The sequence below is a fragment of the Mucilaginibacter pankratovii genome (assembly GCF_014773265.1).
Lineage (GTDB): Bacteria > Bacteroidota > Bacteroidia > Sphingobacteriales > Sphingobacteriaceae > Mucilaginibacter > Mucilaginibacter pankratovii.
Genome location: NZ_JACWMY010000001.1, coordinates 1 through 17,702 on the forward strand (window position 1 = coordinate 1; position 17,702 = coordinate 17,702).

Here is a 17,702-nt window from a genome sequence, read left to right on the forward strand (position 1 = left end):
GCCTCGAAGAACTTGAAGATGAACTTTTACAATACCTCGCTTATTACAACTGGGAAAGGCCTCATCAAGGTATTAATGGTAAAAAACCTATTGAAATGTGCACCCTAAACAACAAAAATTAAAACCGCTAATCTGTCATCGAATTACTAAACCCTTACAATTGCGAGCGATAGCGTAGCCTGTCCCGATAAAATCGGGAGCAATCCTCGGCAAGCAGAGTCGCTATGCAAATCCGCTCTGCTTGCCGAGGATTGCTTCGTCGCTTCGCTTCCTCGCAAGAGTAATAGCCCATCAATAGGCAGATTCCATAAAACGTTCCGCTGGAACGTAAAAATTGTCGCTTTTTTCTACCCATAAGACGTTCCTCTGGAACGATTTCGCTTTTCTTCATCCCTTCGGGATGTTTTATGGGTAGAGAATGCCGAAAATCCTTTTCGTTCCAGCGGAACGTCTTATGAATTAACCGCCTGTCCAGTCATGGGCTATTACCCTTATGATGACGTGAGGCAAATATGGTACAGGGAAAGCTTGTCCGATCATCTTACACTGCCACCCTCTTCTTTGCTAAAAACTTGGCCTCTTGCTCAGCTGCATATTTTATAACTTCATTTCGCTTCAGCAGCAAATTGGTCATATACTTTTCCAAAAACAGCTTATCAACCAGTTTACCCAAATAACCAAACGGTGATTTAAAGATAAACTCATCCTCCATTACTGTAAAGCTGCCAACTTGTTTGAATTGATGCAGGTGGCGCATCATCTTGAACGGGCCTTTTACAATTTCATCTATAAAGTAATCATTGCCGGCAAACTCGCTGATGCGGATAGTCATATTTAATTTAAGGCCGAAGTGATTGGCCTGCCAGGTCACCCAATCGTTGAGCCCGATAAGGCCGGAGGTTTTTCCGGCTATGGCTTTTTCTTTGGTATGCTCCATAGAATTTACGTGCAGGTCGATACTGCGTGAAAGATCAAAACACACCTCAACCGGCGCGTTTATTTTAGTGGTTAATTTAATAATAGCCATGGTTTAAACCCTCAAACTTAAAATATCGTGTATGGCATGTTCTGCCTTGGGGAACTGGAACACAAACCCGGCATCCAGCAAGCGTTTGGGCGTTACCCAGCGGCTTTTCAATATCAGCTCAGTTTCGGTACCGATCACCTTCGCGCCTATCTCCAGCAGCCATTGCGGTGCGGGCAAGCCAAATGGAATGCCATAAGCTTTGCGAATGATGTGCATCAGGTCTTTGTTCTTTGCCGCCTCAGGAGCTGCGGCATTGATAACGCCGTCCAATTCGGTATGCTCCATCAAAAATTCGGTGATGCGGGCGGTATCGTGCTCGTGGATCCAGGCAATATATTGCTCGCCGTCGCCTTGTTTTCCGCCCATGCCCAGTTTAACCAGGTTAAGCAGGCGCGGGAAAACGCTGTCGCTGCGCCCAAGGGCGATGCCATGGCGGAGGGCTATTTTGCGGGTATTTGGTGTATCGGCATCAAAAAAGCTTTGCTCCCATTGGGTGCATACATCAATAGAAAAACCGTAGCCAATTTCGCCGGTGGCTTCGTCCTGCGCATGGTCTTCGGCATGGCGGTAAATGGTGGCAGATGCCAGGTTGATCCAAAGTTTTGGAGGATTAGCCAATTTATTGATCACCTTCCCTAATAAAGTCGTGGGTATTACCCTTGAATTGATGATCTCCCGTTTATTCTCTTCGGTGTAACGGCAGTTCACGTTTTTGCCGCAGAGGTTTACCAGCATATCGGCACCGTTGAGGGCTGCTACCCAATCACCTTCAGTTTTGCCATCCCAGATAAGGGTTTTGATGTTGCCATCGGCTACTGCGGGCCTGCGGCTCAGCAGGATAATTTCTTCGGCGAGATTTTTATAGTAAGCAGCCAGTACGGTACCTAAGTAGCCATTACCGCCTGCGAGTACTATTTTATGGTATTTCATGATACGTTTAGTTTAAAATAACGATTAAAAGCAGCAGCCTGTAAACTACCCAGCTCATGGTGAGCAGCCAGCCCAGCTGCATTAGTTTGGTGCGGCGGATGTGCTCTAAAAACATCAGTCCGGCCACTGCCAAAAAGCATAAGGTACATATTATAGGCGTTAGGGCAACAAATTTGGCGAGCAGCAATACAGGCAGCAGCAATAACGCGCCCGCTAAAGATATCGTCATCATATTACCCAAATACTCCCAGCGTTTGGCCGGGCTGTACAGGCTGATCACTATCCCCTGGAACAGCACCTGCCCACCGCAGATATAATATTCGCGCAGCGGATCGCCCAGTGGAACAAGCGGGGTTAAATGATGCGCATAAACTGTAAGGATACTGCCTACTACCAGCCAGGTGAACACTAAATAGATAAGCCTGTAACCTAACCTGAAGCTGGGCTGTATGCCCTGCACATCATGAGCCGCAGGGATAATTACCCTGCGGTTGTAAGATATAAAGGCGTACACCTTTTTCATCAGCCAAACAAACGGCCCGAATCCAAACAGCGGTTTAAACACCGGGAAGCTGTTGCCTATCACTTTAAAGAGGCTTTCCACACCATAACTCACCTCGCCGGTTTGGGTATCTACCAGAGCTATTTCGTTAACGGCGCGCTGCCTGTCAACCAGCGGACAAACCGCTACGGGCATATCCTGGTAACTGGCCCTTCCCTCATCGCCCAGCATCCCGCTGCGGGTAAACGCTTTGGTATAGGCTTTGCACATAGGGCAATCGGCATCGTAAAGTATCAGGTGGTTTTGGAGCGCTTTCATGGCCTGGGTTATTTAGGTTGTACAAATACAACGTTAGCATTCTCTCCTTTTAGCAGTTGCGCCTTGTTTCTTAGTTTAAAAAACACCACTATGTTAAAAAAATGCATAGCACCAAGGATGAGGATGATGGTGCCTATTTTATAACTCAATACCTCAATTACTTCCTGTGTACTTTTGATGGTGTGGGTCTCTTTCAGCACCAAACACATGTAGCCGATATTGATCAGGTAAAAGCCCACTACCAGCAGTTTGTTCACGCTATCGGCCAGCGGCGCATTGCCATGAAAAATATCCACCAAAAAAATGCGTCCGTTGTTAAATAAAACTTTAGCTACCCAAATGGTTAATAAAATACTAACGGTGAGGTAAACGGCATAGGTTAAAATAAAGTAGTTCATGATTTCTATGTTTTTATTGTTGTGCTTATTGCATGGACAAATGTAGAATATTTGTATTGAACTTTCAAAATATATTGAAACTTTATTTTAAATAATTATGCCTCACCCCTGTATTCTATACGATACTGGAATGGTATTTGCCAAGCCATAACAAATGAAATTCAAGAACATTCACTTTATTATCAATCCGGGTTCGGGTAAAGAGGAGCCTATCCTAAGCTACCTGCACAATGCGCTTAACGGGTCTGATATCGATTGGGATATTACCGTTACCCGTAAAGAAGAAGACACTTATAATACAGCAAAACAGCTTATTGGTAAAACGGATCTGGTAGTTATTTACGGCGGCGACGGAAGTATCACCAAAGTAGCTGCGGCACTTTACGGCAGTAAAACCCCGTTGGCCGTTATACCCGGCGGTACGGCCAACATCCTATCTAAAGAACTGGGTATACCTCAGGATTCGCCCGAAGCGATAGAACTCATTGTGGCGGGAAACGCCAAAGTAATGCAGATGGATATGGGCATAGCTAACGGCACACCTTTCCTGCTTCGAATAAATCTTGGCATCATGGCCGATATGATACTGGATGCTGATCCCGGCCTCAAAAGTAAACTGGGGCAAGTAGCATACGGCATAACTGCACTTAAAACCACTATTGCCGCGAAACCCTTAAGTTATCAATTAACTATAGATGGGGAGCTGGTTACAGAAGAAGGTGTTTCGTTAACGGTAACCAATGCAGGGAACATCGGGATCGGCGATATGTCGTTCCTGCCGGGAATAAGCGTGTATGATGGCGAATTGGACGTGATCTTACTTAAAAGCGCCGATCCGCTGTCGATGTTGCAGGTTGCAGGCAGTACATTATTCCATACAACATCCGACGTTTTAAAGCACTGGCGGTGCAAAGAAGTTGTGATAGAGCTGAGCGATAATGTAAAATACATTTGCGACGACTGCGAAGACGAAGCCAAAAAGATCGAAATAAGTATAATACCAAAAGCACTTAACGTTTTGGTGCCAAAATAAAAACAATGTTTAGCAAAATAAAAAGCTCGGCCCTTGTTGTGTACATCTTTTTACAGAAGATGGCAGATATAACGCACCGTTATGTGTATGGCATCCCCAACATTAAACGCAGCCAGATCACGGCCCACCTCTTCCTCGGGAGCCAGTATAATTTAATTGGCCTCAAAAAACTAAAAGCCCTTGGGGTAACGGCAATTGTAAATATGCGCATCCACTCGGTTTACACCGAAGCGCAGTACGGAGGCTTTAAATATCTCCACCTACCTACGGTAGATAATACACCACCCGATCTGGATACACTTTTGAAGGGTGCCACCTTTATGGAGACCGAAATAAAAGCCGGGGGCATCGTATACGTACACTGCAGGCAGGGATTGGGCCGCGGCCCTACCATGGCTATCGCCTACCTTATCAAAGCTGGTGCAACTTATCAGGATGCTTTTGACCTCGTAAAAAGCGTGCGCACTTTTATCAACCCCCGCCCCGGGCAAATTCAAAGGTTAAAAGAGCTGGAAAAAGTGTGCCGTGAAATGGATAAAGGCAGCGCTTCGTAATTATTTGTCTCCGCTCAGAAAATAAATGAACATGCAACGTATTAAATTAAAATTTAGTTAATAAAATTGCGTTGTTAATTTTTTGTGCCGCGGCTATGGTAATAGTTGCATAAATTTCCATCTTTACCCAATGTTCAGAAGTATAAGAAACCGATACCTGAGATATCTTACCATCTTTGTTTACTTTGTTATCCTCTTTTTCTGTGCCATTGAATTGAATTTTCTTTGGCTGTTTGGCTATTCGCCCGATATGAAGGATATTAAAACCCCAACCCAGCAGTTTGCATCCGAGGTGTACACGGCGGATGGTAAACTTATCGGCCGTTTTTATAAAGAAAACCGCTCTCCCGTAGAATATAAAGACATATCGCCCAACCTCATCAATGCGCTGGTGGCTACCGAGGATGTTCGTTTTTATAAGCATGGCGGTGTAGACTTTATTGGTTTTGCAAGTGGCCTGGTATCAACCGCTAAAGGCGACCGCCGTGGTGCGAGTACCATTACCCAGCAATTGGCAAAAAACCTGTTTAACACGCGCAAGCGCAAATCGCAGGGCCTGGTAAAGTACATCCCGGGAGTAAAAACGCTTGTTTTTAAATGTAAAGAATGGCTAACAGCTTATAAAATAGAGCATCAATATACCAAACAGCAGATCCTCACACTTTACCTCAATACGGTTCCCTTCGGCAATAACTCTTATGGTATCAAAACAGCCACTTTAAAGTATTTCAACAAAATGCCCAACCAGGTTACCCCTGCCGAGGCTGCTACGTTAATAGGTATGCTTAAGGCAACCTCTACCTATAACCCGCGGGTTTATCCGCAGCGCGCGCTGGAGCGCCGCAATGTGGTGCTTGCACAAATGCTGAAATACAATTACTTAAACAAGGTTGGTTACGATACCAGCAGCAAACTGCCTATCGTATTAGATGGCAGCTATGTAGATAAAACCGGCCAGGGCGATTCTTACATCCGCCACGCGGTAGAGCGCTGGCTGGATAAATGGTGTAAAGATAACGGGTACGACCTGTACGAGGACGGCCTCAAGATCTACACCACTATCGATAGCAAACTGCAGCAATACGCCGAAGAGGCCGTTGCCGATAAAATGCGGATGCTGCAAAGGCGCTTTAATAATTTATGGGGTGATAAAAACCCATGGCGCGACAGCAAAGGCGTAGAAATAAAAGACTTTTTGCTGAAAGCCGAACAACGACTGCCGATATACAAGCTGCTGGTTAAAAAGTATAACGGCGATACCACGCAGATAAACGCCTACTTCGAAAAAAAGAAACGCATGAGCGTTTTCACCTGGAAGGGCGACCAGGACACCACCTTCAGCAGTGTTGATTCGATAAAATACTACACCAGGATCCTGAATACCGGGATGATGACCATGGAGCCATCAACAGGTAAGATCAAAGTTTGGATTGGCGGTATAGATCATAAATACTTTAATTACGACCACGTAAACCAGTCTAAACGCCAGGCAGGCTCTACCTTTAAGCCATTCGCTTACGTTACCGCGCTCGATAACGGCTTTACCCCTTGCGATAAGTTTACCGATAAACGGGTGAGCATTAAATTTAAAGATAACGGCAAGGATGATGTGTGGGAACCAAACAATGCCGATTTCAACTTTTCGGGCCGCGAGATGTCGTTGCGCTGGGCAATGGGTAAATCGGTAAATTCGATAACCGCGCAGGTAACCGAGCATGTGGGCTGGGATAAAATTGTGGATTACGCACATAAAATAGGTATCGAAAGTCCATTGAAATCGGTACCATCAGTCTCATTGGGTTCTAACGATGTTTCGGTATTTGAAATGGTAAGGGCTTACAGCACTTTCCTAAACAAAGGCCAAAAGGTAGACCCACTGCTGGTAACTAAAATAACCGACCAGAAAGGCGATATTATACAGGAGTTTACGCTTAAAACCGAGCAGGTTTTAAGCGAGGAAACCGCCTGGCTGATGCTTTATATGTTCCGCGGTGGTATGGAAGAACCGGGTGGCACGTCGCAGGCATTATGGGAATACCCAAGCCTTTGGAAGAAGAATAACCAGATAGGCGGCAAAACAGGTACCTCGAGCGATTATGTCGACGGCTGGTATATGGGTATCACCAAGGACCTGGTAACGGGTATTTGGGTAGGTGCTGATGATCGGAGCGTGCACTTCACCACATCCGAAACCGGGGAAGGCTCGCACACGGCGCTGCCAATTTTTGGGGAGTTTATGGAAAAGGTGTATGCCGATCCTAATTCGGGCTACACCTACGGGCCGTTCCCAAAACCATGGGTAAAGATCACCAAGGAGTATAACTGCCCAACACCACAGCAATACAGCAGGGATACTACCGAAACCGACAGCACGAATATGCAGGTAGATACCTCCAGTATTGTGCCAGCGCCTGTTACAGAGGAAAACCCCGAAAATATTCCGCCTACGCCTAATAAATAGTAAATTTCTGCGTTTGCCTTTAAGCTGGGTTTTAATTAAATTACGCCATATTCTTAAACCAAATTATGAATAAACGTTACTCATTCTCTATAAAGCTTCCTTTTGTTTTGTTTTTGCTGGCAGCAGCGCTGTTGTTTAGCCCGCAAGCCAAAGCACAGTACTTTGGGCAAAACAAGGTACGGTATAAAAAACTGGATTTTAAGGTTTATAAAACCCCGCATTTCGAGATCTACTATTACATCAAAAACGATAGTATGATGAAACGCTTTGCGCAGGAAGCCGAGCTATGGTATACGCTTCATCAACAAGTGTTTCGCGATACTTTCGCCAAGCCCAACCCCATTATCCTGTACGCCAATCACCCCGATTTTCAGCAGACAACCGCTATCGATGGTGAGATAAGCGTGGGGACGGGCGGTATTACCGAGGGATTGAAAAACCGTGTGGTAATGCCGGTGATGGAAACCAACCAAACCACCCGCCACGTGTTGGGCCACGAGTTGGTGCACGCTTTCCAGTATCATATGCTGCTGGGCCGCGATTCGTCTAACTTCGAAAACATCGGCAACATTCCACTTTGGATGGTGGAAGGTATGGCAGAATACCTCTCGCTGGGTAAAAAAGATGCCTACACGGCCATGTGGATGCGCGATGCCTATTTAAATCATGATATCCCAACGGTGGAAGCCTTAACCAACGGCAATAAATACTTCCCTTACCGTTATGGCGAGGCGTTCTGGTCGTTCCTGGGTTCTACCTATGGCGATACGATTATCGTTCCGTTCTTTAAAAACACAGCGCGTTTTGGCCTGCAGTACGGTATCAGGCGCACCTTTGGTTATGATGATAAAACACTGTCGCGCCTGTGGAAAAATTCGATAGAAAACACCTATAAGCCCTTTTTAAAGGATACGGTTCAAAAACCGGTGGGCCTTAAAGTGATCGACGATAAAATTGGCGGCGACATGACGGTTGCGCCATCCGTTAGTCCCGATGGGCGGTACATCGCTTTCCTGTCTTCCAAGAATTTGTTTAGTATCGATCTCTACCTCTCCGATGCCCGAACGGGGCGGATAATTAAACGGCTCACCAGTAAAACGGCCAATTCGCACGTAGATGAATTCAACTTTATCGAGTCGGCGGGCGCGTGGTCGCCGGATAGCAAGAAGTTTGCCTTCAGCGTATTCAGCAAAGGCCGCAACCGGATGCTGGTTGTTGCGGTGCCCGATGGTACCGTGCTGAATGATGTTTCGATGGGCAAGGCCGAGCAATTTGGTAACTTAACCTGGTCGCCCGACGGCAAAAACGTAGCATTCCAGGCATTATCCGAAGGGCAGGGCGATCTGTACCTGTATAACTTTGATTCTAAAACAGTAAAACAGCTCACCAACGATAAATACTCCGATTACCAGCCAAACTTTTCGCGAGATGGTAAAAAGATCATTTACTCCAGCGACCGCGGCACTTACGACCAGGTACTGTCGCAGGAGATCACCTTCAACCTGGCCGAACTGGACATTGCTACCGGTAAAATCACCGATATCAAAATATTCAACCATGCCAATAACCTAAACCCGCTATATTCGGCAGATGGTACGCAGGTATACTTCCTCAGCAATCGAGATGGTTTCCGTAACCTGTATCGATACACCTTAGCATCGGGCAAGGTAGAGCAAATGACAGATCTGTTCACCGGCATTTGCGGTATCACCGAGTTTTCGCCGGCGCTCAGCATCTCGGCAAACGACGATATCATCTACTCATACTATCGCTCGCAAAAGTACACTATCTACAATGCCAAAGCTTCTGAATTTACGCCGCTTGTGGTTGATGGCGGCGCCACGAATTTTGATGTTGCCATGCTGCCGCCAACCCGCGCAGTTGGTGTCGACCTGATAAACGCCAACTTAAATAACTTTTTAGCGTACCCTAAACTACACTCCGATTCTATCCGCAGTGTTGCCTACAAACCAAAGTTTAAACTGGATGCATTGGCCAGTAACGGCGTAGGCGCGCAGATCGGCACTTATGGCACCGGTTTATCCAGTGGTATTGTAGGCGTATTTAGTGATATTTTGGGCCGCAATCAGATCTACGCGAGCGCATCGGTAAATGGCGAAGTGTATGACTTTGGCGCGCAGGGCATTTATATTAACCAGGAAGGCCGCTGGAACTGGGGCTTCGGCTTATCGCATATCCCCTACCAGTTTGGTAATTATGGCATTACTGCTACAACCATTGATTACCAGGGGCAACAAACAAATGTATTAGACCAGCATACCGATATTATCCGCATTTTCCAGGATGCGGTGCAGGGCTTTGTGCAGTACCCTATATCCAAGCAATTACGGTATGAAATTGGCGCTAGCGCGGCGCGCAGCAGCTTCCGCATCGATCGCTATAGTACTTACATCCTCCCCTTTACCGATGCTACAGGTACTTATTACCAGCCTATCGACTTTAAAAAACACAAAATAACCCGCGAACAATACCTGGCGGAAACCGGGTATGATTACCGCCCTTTCAGCACTTATACCATAGGTACATCCCTCACCGGCGACGATTCTTACTTCGGTATCGCCGCCCCGCTTGGTGGTTACCGCTTTAAACTGGGTATGGATTATAACTTTGGTACCTACAAATATTACTCGCCAAATATCGATCTGCGCAAATATGTGCGGATACAACCCGTTACTTTTGCCGCAAGGTTTTATGGTACCGGTCGTTTTGGCGATGATGCTACCAATTTCTACCCCCTTTCGGTGAGTTACCCATGGCTGGTGCGCGGTTACGATCTTTACAGCGATAACGTAACTACTACAACCAACACCAGCTTGTGGAACAGCAACCAGCTTAACGGTAGCCGTATCGCGGTGGCGAACTTCGAGATCCGCCTGCCGTTTACCGGGCCGGAGAAATTATCGGTAATACCCTCAAAATTCCTTTTTTCCGATCTGAACTTGTTTTTTGATGCCGGTTTAGCCTGGAACAAAGGCGATAAGATCACCCTGTTTAAAACAGAGCCTGATATTTTATCAACCACACCAATTACCGACCCAACTACCGGGCAAACCACCACCTATTACACGGTATCGCGTGTGCCGGCCTTTAGCGCGGGTATATCATTAAGGATAAACGTATTTGGTGCATTTGTATTAGAGCCATACTATGCCTTCCCTTTCAACCGCAAAGATGTTAAAAAGCCGGTGTTCGGTTTCAACTTTACACCAGGATGGTAGTAGGATAGATTTGAGACTATAAGCAGCATTAATCCAGAAACCTGTTGGCAAGCAGGTTTTATACAGAATTTAAAGGATCAGGGCGTAAAATGCTTTGATCCTTTTTATTTTAAGAAAAACACAAAAAAGCCTGTAAGGAACGCTTTGTTATTACGACCAAGAGATGACAATCGCTTTGGCACTATATTTCGTAGATTACGTTAACATAGTACTATTAAACAGCTTAACAGCATCAGAAAACATAACAATGAAAAAATCGATCTTAGCGATACTGATAGTAAGTATATTCGGCATCATCAGTTGCCAAAACATCAACGGGCAAACCAAGAAACAACAGGCAAACCGCCCAAAAAGCAAACCGGCGGCAGAATGGAAAAAAGTATTAACGCCAAACCAATACCATATTATGGTAGAGAGCGGCACCGAGCCGCCTTATAAGAACGATTATTACGATAACCACGAAAAAGGGGTTTACGTAAGTGCCGCTACCGGCGATGTATTATTTAGCTCTGCCGATAAATTCGACAGCGGAACCGGCTGGCCAAGCTTTGTAAAAGCAGTGGATGCAGGTAAAGTTGAAATTGTAACCGATAACAGCTACGGCATGAGCCGCGACGAGGTTATCGAAAAAAGTACCGGGCTGCACCTGGGCCATGTGTTTGACGACGGCCCTGCAGACCGTGGCGGCAAACGTTTTTGCATGAATTCGGGTGCCTTAAAATTCATTAAAAAGTAACAGCCCTGCGCGCAGGTTGTATAGAAGGCCGTCCGGCAAAAACGGATGGCCTTATTTTTTGGCTGCTTTCGTAGTTCAATCCTATAGTAAGGTCAACCCAATCCGGGTTAACCGGGCGTATCATTTTTTCTTTTTGCGGGCGGGTAAAGGTGCTTACCTGTTTAAAGCGCTCCATGGCCTGCTCCTCTGTATTTATCTCTTCAAAATAAACCAGGCGGTTTAACTGCTGCGCGCTATCGAAAAATAACGTTGGCATTTCGCCGTAAAATTTTAGCGTTTTTAACAGGTCTGTGCACATGCCTACATGTAAATTTTTCCTGTTCCTGTCGGTGATGATATAAACGAACCTCTTCATTTGATAAAAAAATTTGCCGGTTAAAAAATAATTACTAACTTTATGAGCATAAAATTACTAATAAATTTAGCAATTCCAAATTTTATGGCAAATATTTCACAAAATATTAAGTTTTTACGCAAAAAGAAGGGGTTAACCCAACAACAGTTTGCAGATCAGGTAGGTATAAAACGTTCATTAGTAGGCGCATACGAAGAAGAGCGTGCGGAGCCCAAATATGAGCTACTAAAAACTTTAGCATTGTTTTTTGATGTATCAATTGATGATTTTATCAACGAAACAATTGATGAGAAGTGGGCACCCAAGCCAAAAGGTAACCCGGCCAACCTGCGCGTACTTAGTATTTCGGTAGATAAAGAAGATAACGAGAACATAGAATTGGTGCCTACAAAGGCCGCTGCCGGCTATTTAAACGGCTACGCCGATACCGAATATGTGGCCGCTTTGCCAAAATTGTACCTGCCCATGTTTAAGCAAGGCACATTCCGCGGTTTCGAGATCAAAGGCGATTCGATGCTGCCGCTGCAATCGGGCACTATCATCATAGGCGAATACCAGGAAAACTGGGCCGACGTAAAAGCAGGCGAAACCTACGTTATTGTATCAAAAAGCGATGGCGTGGTTTACAAACGTGCCGGTAATAAATTTAAAGAGAATAAAAAATTAAAGCTGATATCTGATAACCCCGTTTACGAACCCTACGATATCAACGGCGAAGACGTATTAGAGATATGGAAAGCCAAAGCATATATCTCTACCCACATGCCAATGCCAACTCCCGAGCCTACCATGGAAAGCCTCACCACCATGATGGCCCAGATGCAGCGCTCCATAGCCGGGTTGAAGGGAAGTAATTAAGTTTAGGAAAAAGTTGAAAGGTTGGAACGTTGTAAGGTTCCAACCTTTTTCAATATAAGGCCTTACTGTACATCATTGTCTCCACACCTTTTACAATTCCTCCTAACGTCCAACCTTCCAACTTTAAAACACCTCCTCCCCGAAGCAACAATTAAGTTACACACCTTTTCGTTAAACTATTGGTTACTATCTTTATCAAAACATCAATTAAAAACTAAAAATTTAAAAATGAAAAAAATTATGTTGATCTGCTGCTTCCTGATTGGGATTGCAACAGTAAGCCGCGCACAGGGTGGTGGTATGAGAATGACAGCGGCCGACAGGGTTAAAGCGATGAAAGAATCGTTAAAATTAACCGACGACCAGGTGACTAAAATCACCGCCGTTTACGAAGCGCAAACCAAACAGATGGATAGCTTGCGTACCGCAGGTGCCGATAGGTCTACATTCCGCCCGCTGATGCAGGCTACTAACGATAAGGTGAAAGCTTTGTTAACAGCTGAGCAAGCTGCTGCATGGCAGAAAGAAATGGACGAAAGACGCGCCCGCATGCAAAACGGCGGTGGCGGCGGTGCCCCACCTCAGAAATAATTTTTTTGTAGAAAAATAAAAGAAGCGGCGATGGGCCGCTTTTTTTATTTTAGCCGAAATTTAAACGGGAATTGGGATCAGCAGAAATATTTATCATAAACAGGCTGGACGACAGGAAAACTGCGGGCATTTACCGTTCACTAAAGTCGGAAAACACCCTGGTTGACTTCTGCAGCAACGATTACCTTGGCTTTGCCCGCTCGGCAGCATTTAAAACCAGCATCGCCAATGAAATAGCCCGTTACCCCGATAGTTTAAATGGTTCTACGGGTTCGCGCCTGCTATCGGGCAATTTGCGGTATGCCGAAGAATTGGAGCAGCAAATAGCGCAATTTCACCAGGCCGAAGCAGGGTTGATCTTTAATTCGGGCTATGATGCCAACGTGGGTTTATTCTCCTCCCTCCCGCAAAAAGGTGATACCATTATTTGCGACGAGCTGATACATGCCTCTATTATCGACGGTGCGCGATTAAGCCACGCCAACCGCTATACTTTTAAGCATAACAACCTGAAGAGCCTGGAGGGCAAGCTAAAGCAGGCTAAAGGCAATTGCTATGTAGTGATAGAAAGCGTATACTCCATGGATGGCGACACCCCTCCTATTTTGGCAATATTACAGTTAGCGGAGCAATACGGCGCAAATTTAATAGTGGATGAAGCCCATGCGGTTGGCCTATGCCCCGCGGGACTGATCCCCGGGTTAGGTTTGCAAAACAGGGTCTTCGCGCGTATCGTTACCTTCGGCAAGGCTTTGGGATGCCATGGGGCTATAGTTTTAGGCAGCAGCTTACTGCGCCAATACCTCATTAACTTTGCCCGATCGTTCGTTTATACTACAGCGGCATCCTTTCACCAACTGGCATCGGTAAAAATGGCTTATGAGCTATTGGCTAATACCGAACAAGAAATAACGGCGCTGCATCAAAATATAGCCCTTTTTAAACAGGGTGTTACACCGAATAACCACTTCCCTTTGCTTAAAAGCGATAGTGCCGTACAATGCCTGGTGTTAAACAGTAACCAAAAAGCCAAACAAGCTGCGCAGCTTTTACAGGAAGCCGGACTGGATGTTCGCCCGATATTGAGCCCTACGGTGGCAGTAGGTACCGAACGCATCCGTATATGCCTGCATGCATTCAACAGCGCGCAGGAGATCGGCCTGCTTACTTCAACCCTAAACACCATCATTCATGCTTAATAAACCTTTATTTATAACCGGCATTGGTACCGGCATCGGCAAAACGCTGGTAGCCGCTATTGTGGTAGAAAAGCTGAAAGCCGATTACTGGAAACCCATCCAATCCGGCGACCTGGATAACTCCGATACGATGAAGGTGCAAAGCCTGGTATCAAATACCAAAACCGTTTTTCATTGGGAATCATATCGCCTGAAGCAGCCCTATTCGCCCCATAAATCGGCAAAGCTGGATGGTATCGTGATTGATGAACATTCCATCATTACCCCAAAAACCAATAACCAACTCATCATTGAAGGCGCGGGCGGGTTAATGGTACCGCTTAATGATCACTTCCTAATGATCGATCTAATAAGGCAGTTGGATGCCGAAGTGATACTGGTATCGCAAAACTATCTGGGTAGCATCAACCACACGCTGTTATCCGCAGAGGTGCTGAAACAACGCGGTATCCCAATAAAGGGTATAATTTTTAATGGCGATACGGAAGCTTCATCGGAAGAATATATTCTGAATTACACCCAAATCCCCCTATTGGGCCGGGTACCCGTTTTAGCGGAAATTACGCCGCTAAGCGTTGCTGAGGCTGGCGGATACCTCAGTTTCTAAGGTTTCAGGCTTAGTTGTCTTAGCCGGCTTTTTCCCGAAACGGCTTTCCTGCAGGCGGTCGTATTCCTTTACATAATCGGGGTGTTCGGTGCCCATCAGCCTGTCCCACACCCTAAAGTACAAACCATAATTGCCCCGGAATTTACTGTGATGAATATTATGGTGCACCGAGGTATTAATGACTTGGAATAAAAAGGAACCTCTTAACCATTTCGGCGCTACCTCGTACCCCAGGTGCCCGTAAACGTTAATTACAAAGCCAACTATAGTAAACCAAACTACCACAATGGGATGGATCGGCATGATCATCACGATGACCAGCAGCACAGCCCCCTCGGCCCATGCCTCAAAAAAGTGGAAGGAATAGGATGCCCATGGCGAAGGATTGGTGCTTTTGTGATGCAGCACATGCGCATAATTAAACAGTTTTTTGTGGTGCAGCAGGCGATGCATCCAGTAAAAATAAGTATCGTGTATCACCAGGCTCAGCACCAGGCTTACCGGCAGGTACCACGGCGGGAAATCAGTAAAAGAATCGTAGAGCTGCGTGTAATTTTTTAGCGGCGTATATAATATGACGTAAGCTATCACCGCAAAAACTGCTGAAGTTTGCATGGAATGCAATATCTCGCGCATAAAATCTTTAACGCTTGCATTGCGGTTTTGAATTTTGCCTTTAGCATACCATTTGGCTATCAGCTTGTAAAATAAAAAGAACGGCACGCCCGCCAGTATAAAATAGCGGATAGCCGTAATACTGAATATCGTTACCAGCGCCTGCAGCATTTTTTCCATGTCAACTTTATTAATATATCAAAGGTAGCGCTGGCCCAGCCCAAAAAAATTAACAAAAGATAATTAACGCCTGCCCTGCGAAGAAATGCGCTTGCGGATGCGGCTTAACGATACCGGGGTGATACCCAGCAACGTAGCCAGGTACTTATCGGGTACCCGGTTTACGATATTTGGCTTTTCGCGTACCAGCTGCAGGTAACGTTCCTCGGGAGATAAAAGCACAAACGACTCTACCCGGTCCATCGATTCGGCCAGCATGTTGCGCAAAAAAGTTGCTTGTGTAGAGGAGAGCCTTGGGTTATTATTCAGGATGGGGAGGGCTTTATTGTAGTCTACCTCCATTAACACGGTATCTTCCAGCGCCTGGTAAATAAAGCGCGAGGGGCGTTGATGGATAATGGTATCGTGCGAGGCGATGAACTTGCCCTCCCATTGCAGCAGCAGGGTGAGGTCGTCGCCGTTTTCTCTTAAATGATAGGCGCGGATGAGCCCCTTGCGGATGTAGCCTAATTTTTGATGGGTGGCACCTTGTTCGATGTAGACATCGCCGGCCGCCAGTTTCTTAACATGCGCTATCTTTAAAATGTCAAAGATATCCTTTAAGTCGAGACCTTTAAAAACCGAGAGGTAAAAACTTATTTCTTCAGCATCCAGCATATTATCGGGCTGCCTTATAAAGTGTTGTAATAATCTACCAGTTTGCCCAATTGCCTGTCGTTTTTAAAATTGATATTATTAGCATTGATGTAACCTTCTAACTGGGCCTGTTTATCGCCCAGTACAGCCAGTATCGATTTTTTGTCGTTTTTAACGGACACGGCGTTACCATTATTCACCAGGTAATACTTTGTTTTATCGTTGAAACTTCGGGTCATTCCGGATGCGCCGATGTGTATACTTTCGGTAATGAGTTTGCTTTGTTTTTTAATAAGCTGCACCTTGCCATCGCTCAATACCTCGAAAAAACCGGAAGGCGTGCTGCCTGCAATGCCCTGGTAACTGCGAAAAAGCCTTACAACCGGCCTATCTCCACTATTATCGTTAATTGTAAATTCTTCAACCGGCACAACAAAGGCCATTTCTTCGCCACTGGCGTTGTCTTTAAACGACAACATATCATTTACCAGGTTGTACCTCACCAGCATTTTATCTTTACTGCTTACGCCATTGGCAAGTTTAACACTACCCTGCTGCCAATCTTCATATAAATACGGGGTACCTTTCAGTTCGGCGTAATCAAGCGTAGGTACGGGCCTGTAATCGCGGTGTTGCACAAATTGCGCATCAGCAGTGGTAATAAATGCTGATAAGCTAAGCACGGTGAACAATAATTTGAGATGGGTCATGACGGAAATGATATTAAATATTCAGTTAAAAAAAGAAAAGCACAGCTTTATAAGGAGTTGTAATAATCTACCAGTTTGCCCAGTTGCGTATCGCTCTTGAAGTTTACTTTGTTGGTTTTGATATAGTCTTCCATTTGCGCCTGCTTATCGCCCAGGGCGGCCAGCAACGACTTCTTGTCATTCTTCACCTGCAGTGCTTTACCGTTATTAACAATGTAGTACTTAGTTTTATCCAAAAAGCTCCTTGTTTTTGATGCCGACCCGATATTTTGAGTTTCGAAAACCACCTTATTGAACTTTTTGATCAGTTGGATTTTACCATCGCTCAGCACTTCAAAAAAAGAAGCGGGTGTACTGCCCTCAATGCCTTTATAACCGCTGCGAAAATGCCTTACAAACAGCTCATCATCGGTTGTAAGGTTAAGGGTAAATTCCTGTACCGGCACCACAAACGCCATCTCCTCTCCCGATTCCTTATCTTTAAACGATACCAAATCGTCTACAAGGTTATATTTAAGCGGCATCTTGTCTTTGCTGCTTACACCGTTAGCAAGTTTTACCATGCCCTGCTGCCAGGTATCATACAGGTACGGCGTGCCGTCGACATTGGTATAATCGATTGTGGTGATGGGCTTAAAATCGCGCTGGTGGATAAATTGCGCACTTGCGGTATGTATTATAGCTGACAAGCCAAGCGCGACGGATAATATTTTAAGGTATTTCATTGCGATATTAATAAAACGGGTAGCGTGA

General features: G+C 45.5%; 18 protein-coding genes. 9 read left to right on the forward strand and 9 right to left on the reverse strand.

Annotation, left to right across the window (positions count from 1 at the left end):
- Window positions 1–541 precede the first annotated feature (541 nt).
- The 4 genes from IDJ77_RS00005 to IDJ77_RS00020 are packed head-to-tail and all read right to left on the reverse strand — an operon-like array spanning window position 542 to window position 3,175.
- The gene (locus tag IDJ77_RS00005; protein ID WP_191186868.1) at window positions 542–1,027 is read right to left on the reverse strand and encodes an SRPBCC family protein; all 486 of its coding nucleotides are present in this window, start codon (window positions 1,025–1,027) and stop codon (window positions 542–544) included.
- A 3-nt stretch (window positions 1,028–1,030) separates the two neighbouring features.
- The gene (locus tag IDJ77_RS00010; protein ID WP_191186869.1) at window positions 1,031–1,957 is read right to left on the reverse strand and encodes a TIGR01777 family oxidoreductase; all 927 of its coding nucleotides are present in this window, start codon (window positions 1,955–1,957) and stop codon (window positions 1,031–1,033) included.
- A 7-nt stretch (window positions 1,958–1,964) separates the two neighbouring features.
- The gene (locus tag IDJ77_RS00015; protein ID WP_191186870.1) at window positions 1,965–2,777 is read right to left on the reverse strand and encodes a DUF393 domain-containing protein; all 813 of its coding nucleotides are present in this window, start codon (window positions 2,775–2,777) and stop codon (window positions 1,965–1,967) included.
- Between the two features lie 8 nt (window positions 2,778–2,785).
- Entirely contained in the window at window positions 2,786–3,175 is a 390-nt protein-coding gene (locus IDJ77_RS00020) for a hypothetical protein (protein WP_191186871.1), read from the reverse strand.
- Window positions 3,176–3,329: 154 nt separating this feature from the next.
- On the opposite strand from IDJ77_RS00020, the gene IDJ77_RS00025 reads away from it, so the two are divergent.
- The 5 genes from IDJ77_RS00025 (at window position 3,330) to msrB (ending at window position 11,198) form a co-directional block, all read left to right on the forward strand.
- Window positions 3,330–4,208, forward strand: a complete 879-nt coding sequence (locus IDJ77_RS00025) for a diacylglycerol/lipid kinase family protein (protein ID WP_191186872.1) — start codon at window positions 3,330–3,332, stop codon at window positions 4,206–4,208.
- 59 nt (window positions 4,209–4,267) lie between these two features.
- A complete protein-coding gene (locus tag IDJ77_RS00030) occupies window positions 4,268–4,762 on the forward strand; it encodes a dual specificity protein phosphatase family protein (RefSeq protein WP_224750912.1) in 495 nt (164 codons plus the stop codon).
- A 130-nt stretch (window positions 4,763–4,892) separates the two neighbouring features.
- The gene (locus IDJ77_RS00035) at window positions 4,893–7,223 is read left to right on the forward strand and encodes a penicillin-binding protein 1A (RefSeq protein ID WP_191186874.1); all 2,331 of its coding nucleotides are present in this window, start codon (window positions 4,893–4,895) and stop codon (window positions 7,221–7,223) included.
- Between the two features lie 65 nt (window positions 7,224–7,288).
- Window positions 7,289–10,462: a PD40 domain-containing protein gene (locus IDJ77_RS00040; RefSeq protein ID WP_191186875.1), complete on the forward strand. Its 3,174-nt coding sequence runs from the start codon at window positions 7,289–7,291 to the stop codon at window positions 10,460–10,462.
- Between the two features lie 247 nt (window positions 10,463–10,709).
- Window positions 10,710–11,198 carry a peptide-methionine (R)-S-oxide reductase MsrB gene (msrB, locus tag IDJ77_RS00045; RefSeq protein WP_191186876.1) on the forward strand — a complete coding sequence of 163 codons (489 nt, stop codon included), beginning with the start codon at window positions 10,710–10,712 and terminating at the stop codon, window positions 11,196–11,198.
- On the opposite strand, the gene IDJ77_RS00050 is transcribed toward msrB, so the two are convergent.
- Window positions 11,188–11,553: a GIY-YIG nuclease family protein gene (locus tag IDJ77_RS00050; protein WP_191186877.1), complete on the reverse strand. Its 366-nt coding sequence runs from the start codon at window positions 11,551–11,553 to the stop codon at window positions 11,188–11,190. The two genes, msrB and IDJ77_RS00050, sit on opposite strands and share 11 nt — an antisense overlap.
- Window positions 11,554–11,637: 84 nt before the next feature.
- On the opposite strand from IDJ77_RS00050, the gene IDJ77_RS00055 reads away from it, so the two are divergent.
- The 4 genes from IDJ77_RS00055 (at window position 11,638) to bioD (ending at window position 14,808) form a co-directional block, all read left to right on the forward strand.
- Window positions 11,638–12,411, forward strand: a complete 774-nt coding sequence (locus IDJ77_RS00055; RefSeq protein ID WP_191186878.1) for an XRE family transcriptional regulator — start codon at window positions 11,638–11,640, stop codon at window positions 12,409–12,411.
- 228 nt (window positions 12,412–12,639) lie between these two features.
- Window positions 12,640–13,002, forward strand: a complete 363-nt coding sequence (locus IDJ77_RS00060; protein WP_191186879.1) for a Spy/CpxP family protein refolding chaperone — start codon at window positions 12,640–12,642, stop codon at window positions 13,000–13,002.
- Window positions 13,003–13,073: 71 nt separating this feature from the next.
- Entirely contained in the window at window positions 13,074–14,201 is a 1,128-nt protein-coding gene (locus IDJ77_RS00065) for an aminotransferase class I/II-fold pyridoxal phosphate-dependent enzyme (protein ID WP_191186880.1), read from the forward strand.
- Entirely contained in the window at window positions 14,194–14,808 is a 615-nt protein-coding gene (gene bioD / locus IDJ77_RS00070) for a dethiobiotin synthase (RefSeq protein WP_191186881.1), read from the forward strand. Before IDJ77_RS00065 ends, bioD begins: the two co-directional genes overlap by 8 nt.
- Here the strand turns inward: bioD and IDJ77_RS00075 are convergent.
- The 4 genes from IDJ77_RS00075 to IDJ77_RS00090 all read right to left on the reverse strand — a co-directional run bounded on the left by IDJ77_RS00075 (window position 14,770) and on the right by IDJ77_RS00090 (window position 17,674).
- The gene (locus tag IDJ77_RS00075) at window positions 14,770–15,603 is read right to left on the reverse strand and encodes a sterol desaturase family protein (protein ID WP_191186882.1); all 834 of its coding nucleotides are present in this window, start codon (window positions 15,601–15,603) and stop codon (window positions 14,770–14,772) included. The two genes, bioD and IDJ77_RS00075, sit on opposite strands and share 39 nt — an antisense overlap.
- A 63-nt stretch (window positions 15,604–15,666) precedes the next feature.
- Window positions 15,667–16,260: a Crp/Fnr family transcriptional regulator gene (locus IDJ77_RS00080; protein ID WP_191186883.1), complete on the reverse strand. Its 594-nt coding sequence runs from the start codon at window positions 16,258–16,260 to the stop codon at window positions 15,667–15,669.
- A gap of 14 nt (window positions 16,261–16,274) precedes the next feature.
- Window positions 16,275–16,949 (reverse strand): hypothetical protein, encoded by a 675-nt coding sequence (locus tag IDJ77_RS00085; RefSeq protein WP_191186884.1) that lies wholly within the window; start codon window positions 16,947–16,949, stop codon window positions 16,275–16,277.
- A gap of 47 nt (window positions 16,950–16,996) precedes the next feature.
- The gene (locus IDJ77_RS00090) at window positions 16,997–17,674 is read right to left on the reverse strand and encodes a hypothetical protein (protein ID WP_191186885.1); all 678 of its coding nucleotides are present in this window, start codon (window positions 17,672–17,674) and stop codon (window positions 16,997–16,999) included.
- Between the last annotated feature and the right edge of the window lie 28 nt (window positions 17,675–17,702).

Excerpts from the sequence above, each read along its gene's own strand:
- IDJ77_RS00040 (WP_191186875.1), top strand. The coding sequence starts at position 7,289 with ATGAATAAACGTTACTCATTCTCTATAAAGCTTCCTTTTGTTTTGTTT.
- IDJ77_RS00085 (WP_191186884.1), bottom strand. The coding sequence starts at position 16,949 with ATGACCCATCTCAAATTATTGTTCACCGTGCTTAGCTTATCAGCATTT.
- msrB (WP_191186876.1), top strand. The coding sequence starts at position 10,710 with ATGAAAAAATCGATCTTAGCGATACTGATAGTAAGTATATTCGGCATC.
- IDJ77_RS00035 (WP_191186874.1), top strand. The coding sequence starts at position 4,893 with ATGTTCAGAAGTATAAGAAACCGATACCTGAGATATCTTACCATCTTT.
- IDJ77_RS00025 (WP_191186872.1), top strand. The coding sequence starts at position 3,330 with ATGAAATTCAAGAACATTCACTTTATTATCAATCCGGGTTCGGGTAAA.
- IDJ77_RS00080 (WP_191186883.1), bottom strand. The coding sequence starts at position 16,260 with ATGCTGGATGCTGAAGAAATAAGTTTTTACCTCTCGGTTTTTAAAGGT.
- IDJ77_RS00050 (WP_191186877.1), bottom strand. The coding sequence starts at position 11,553 with ATGAAGAGGTTCGTTTATATCATCACCGACAGGAACAGGAAAAATTTA.
- IDJ77_RS00010 (WP_191186869.1), bottom strand. The coding sequence starts at position 1,957 with ATGAAATACCATAAAATAGTACTCGCAGGCGGTAATGGCTACTTAGGT.
- IDJ77_RS00060 (WP_191186879.1), top strand. The coding sequence starts at position 12,640 with ATGAAAAAAATTATGTTGATCTGCTGCTTCCTGATTGGGATTGCAACA.
- IDJ77_RS00030 (WP_224750912.1), top strand. The coding sequence starts at position 4,268 with ATGGCAGATATAACGCACCGTTATGTGTATGGCATCCCCAACATTAAA.
- IDJ77_RS00090 (WP_191186885.1), bottom strand. The coding sequence starts at position 17,674 with ATGAAATACCTTAAAATATTATCCGTCGCGCTTGGCTTGTCAGCTATA.
- IDJ77_RS00015 (WP_191186870.1), bottom strand. The coding sequence starts at position 2,777 with ATGAAAGCGCTCCAAAACCACCTGATACTTTACGATGCCGATTGCCCT.
- bioD (WP_191186881.1), top strand. The coding sequence starts at position 14,194 with ATGCTTAATAAACCTTTATTTATAACCGGCATTGGTACCGGCATCGGC.
- IDJ77_RS00055 (WP_191186878.1), top strand. The coding sequence starts at position 11,638 with ATGGCAAATATTTCACAAAATATTAAGTTTTTACGCAAAAAGAAGGGG.
- IDJ77_RS00075 (WP_191186882.1), bottom strand. The coding sequence starts at position 15,603 with ATGGAAAAAATGCTGCAGGCGCTGGTAACGATATTCAGTATTACGGCT.
- IDJ77_RS00005 (WP_191186868.1), bottom strand. The coding sequence starts at position 1,027 with ATGGCTATTATTAAATTAACCACTAAAATAAACGCGCCGGTTGAGGTG.
- IDJ77_RS00020 (WP_191186871.1), bottom strand. The coding sequence starts at position 3,175 with ATGAACTACTTTATTTTAACCTATGCCGTTTACCTCACCGTTAGTATT.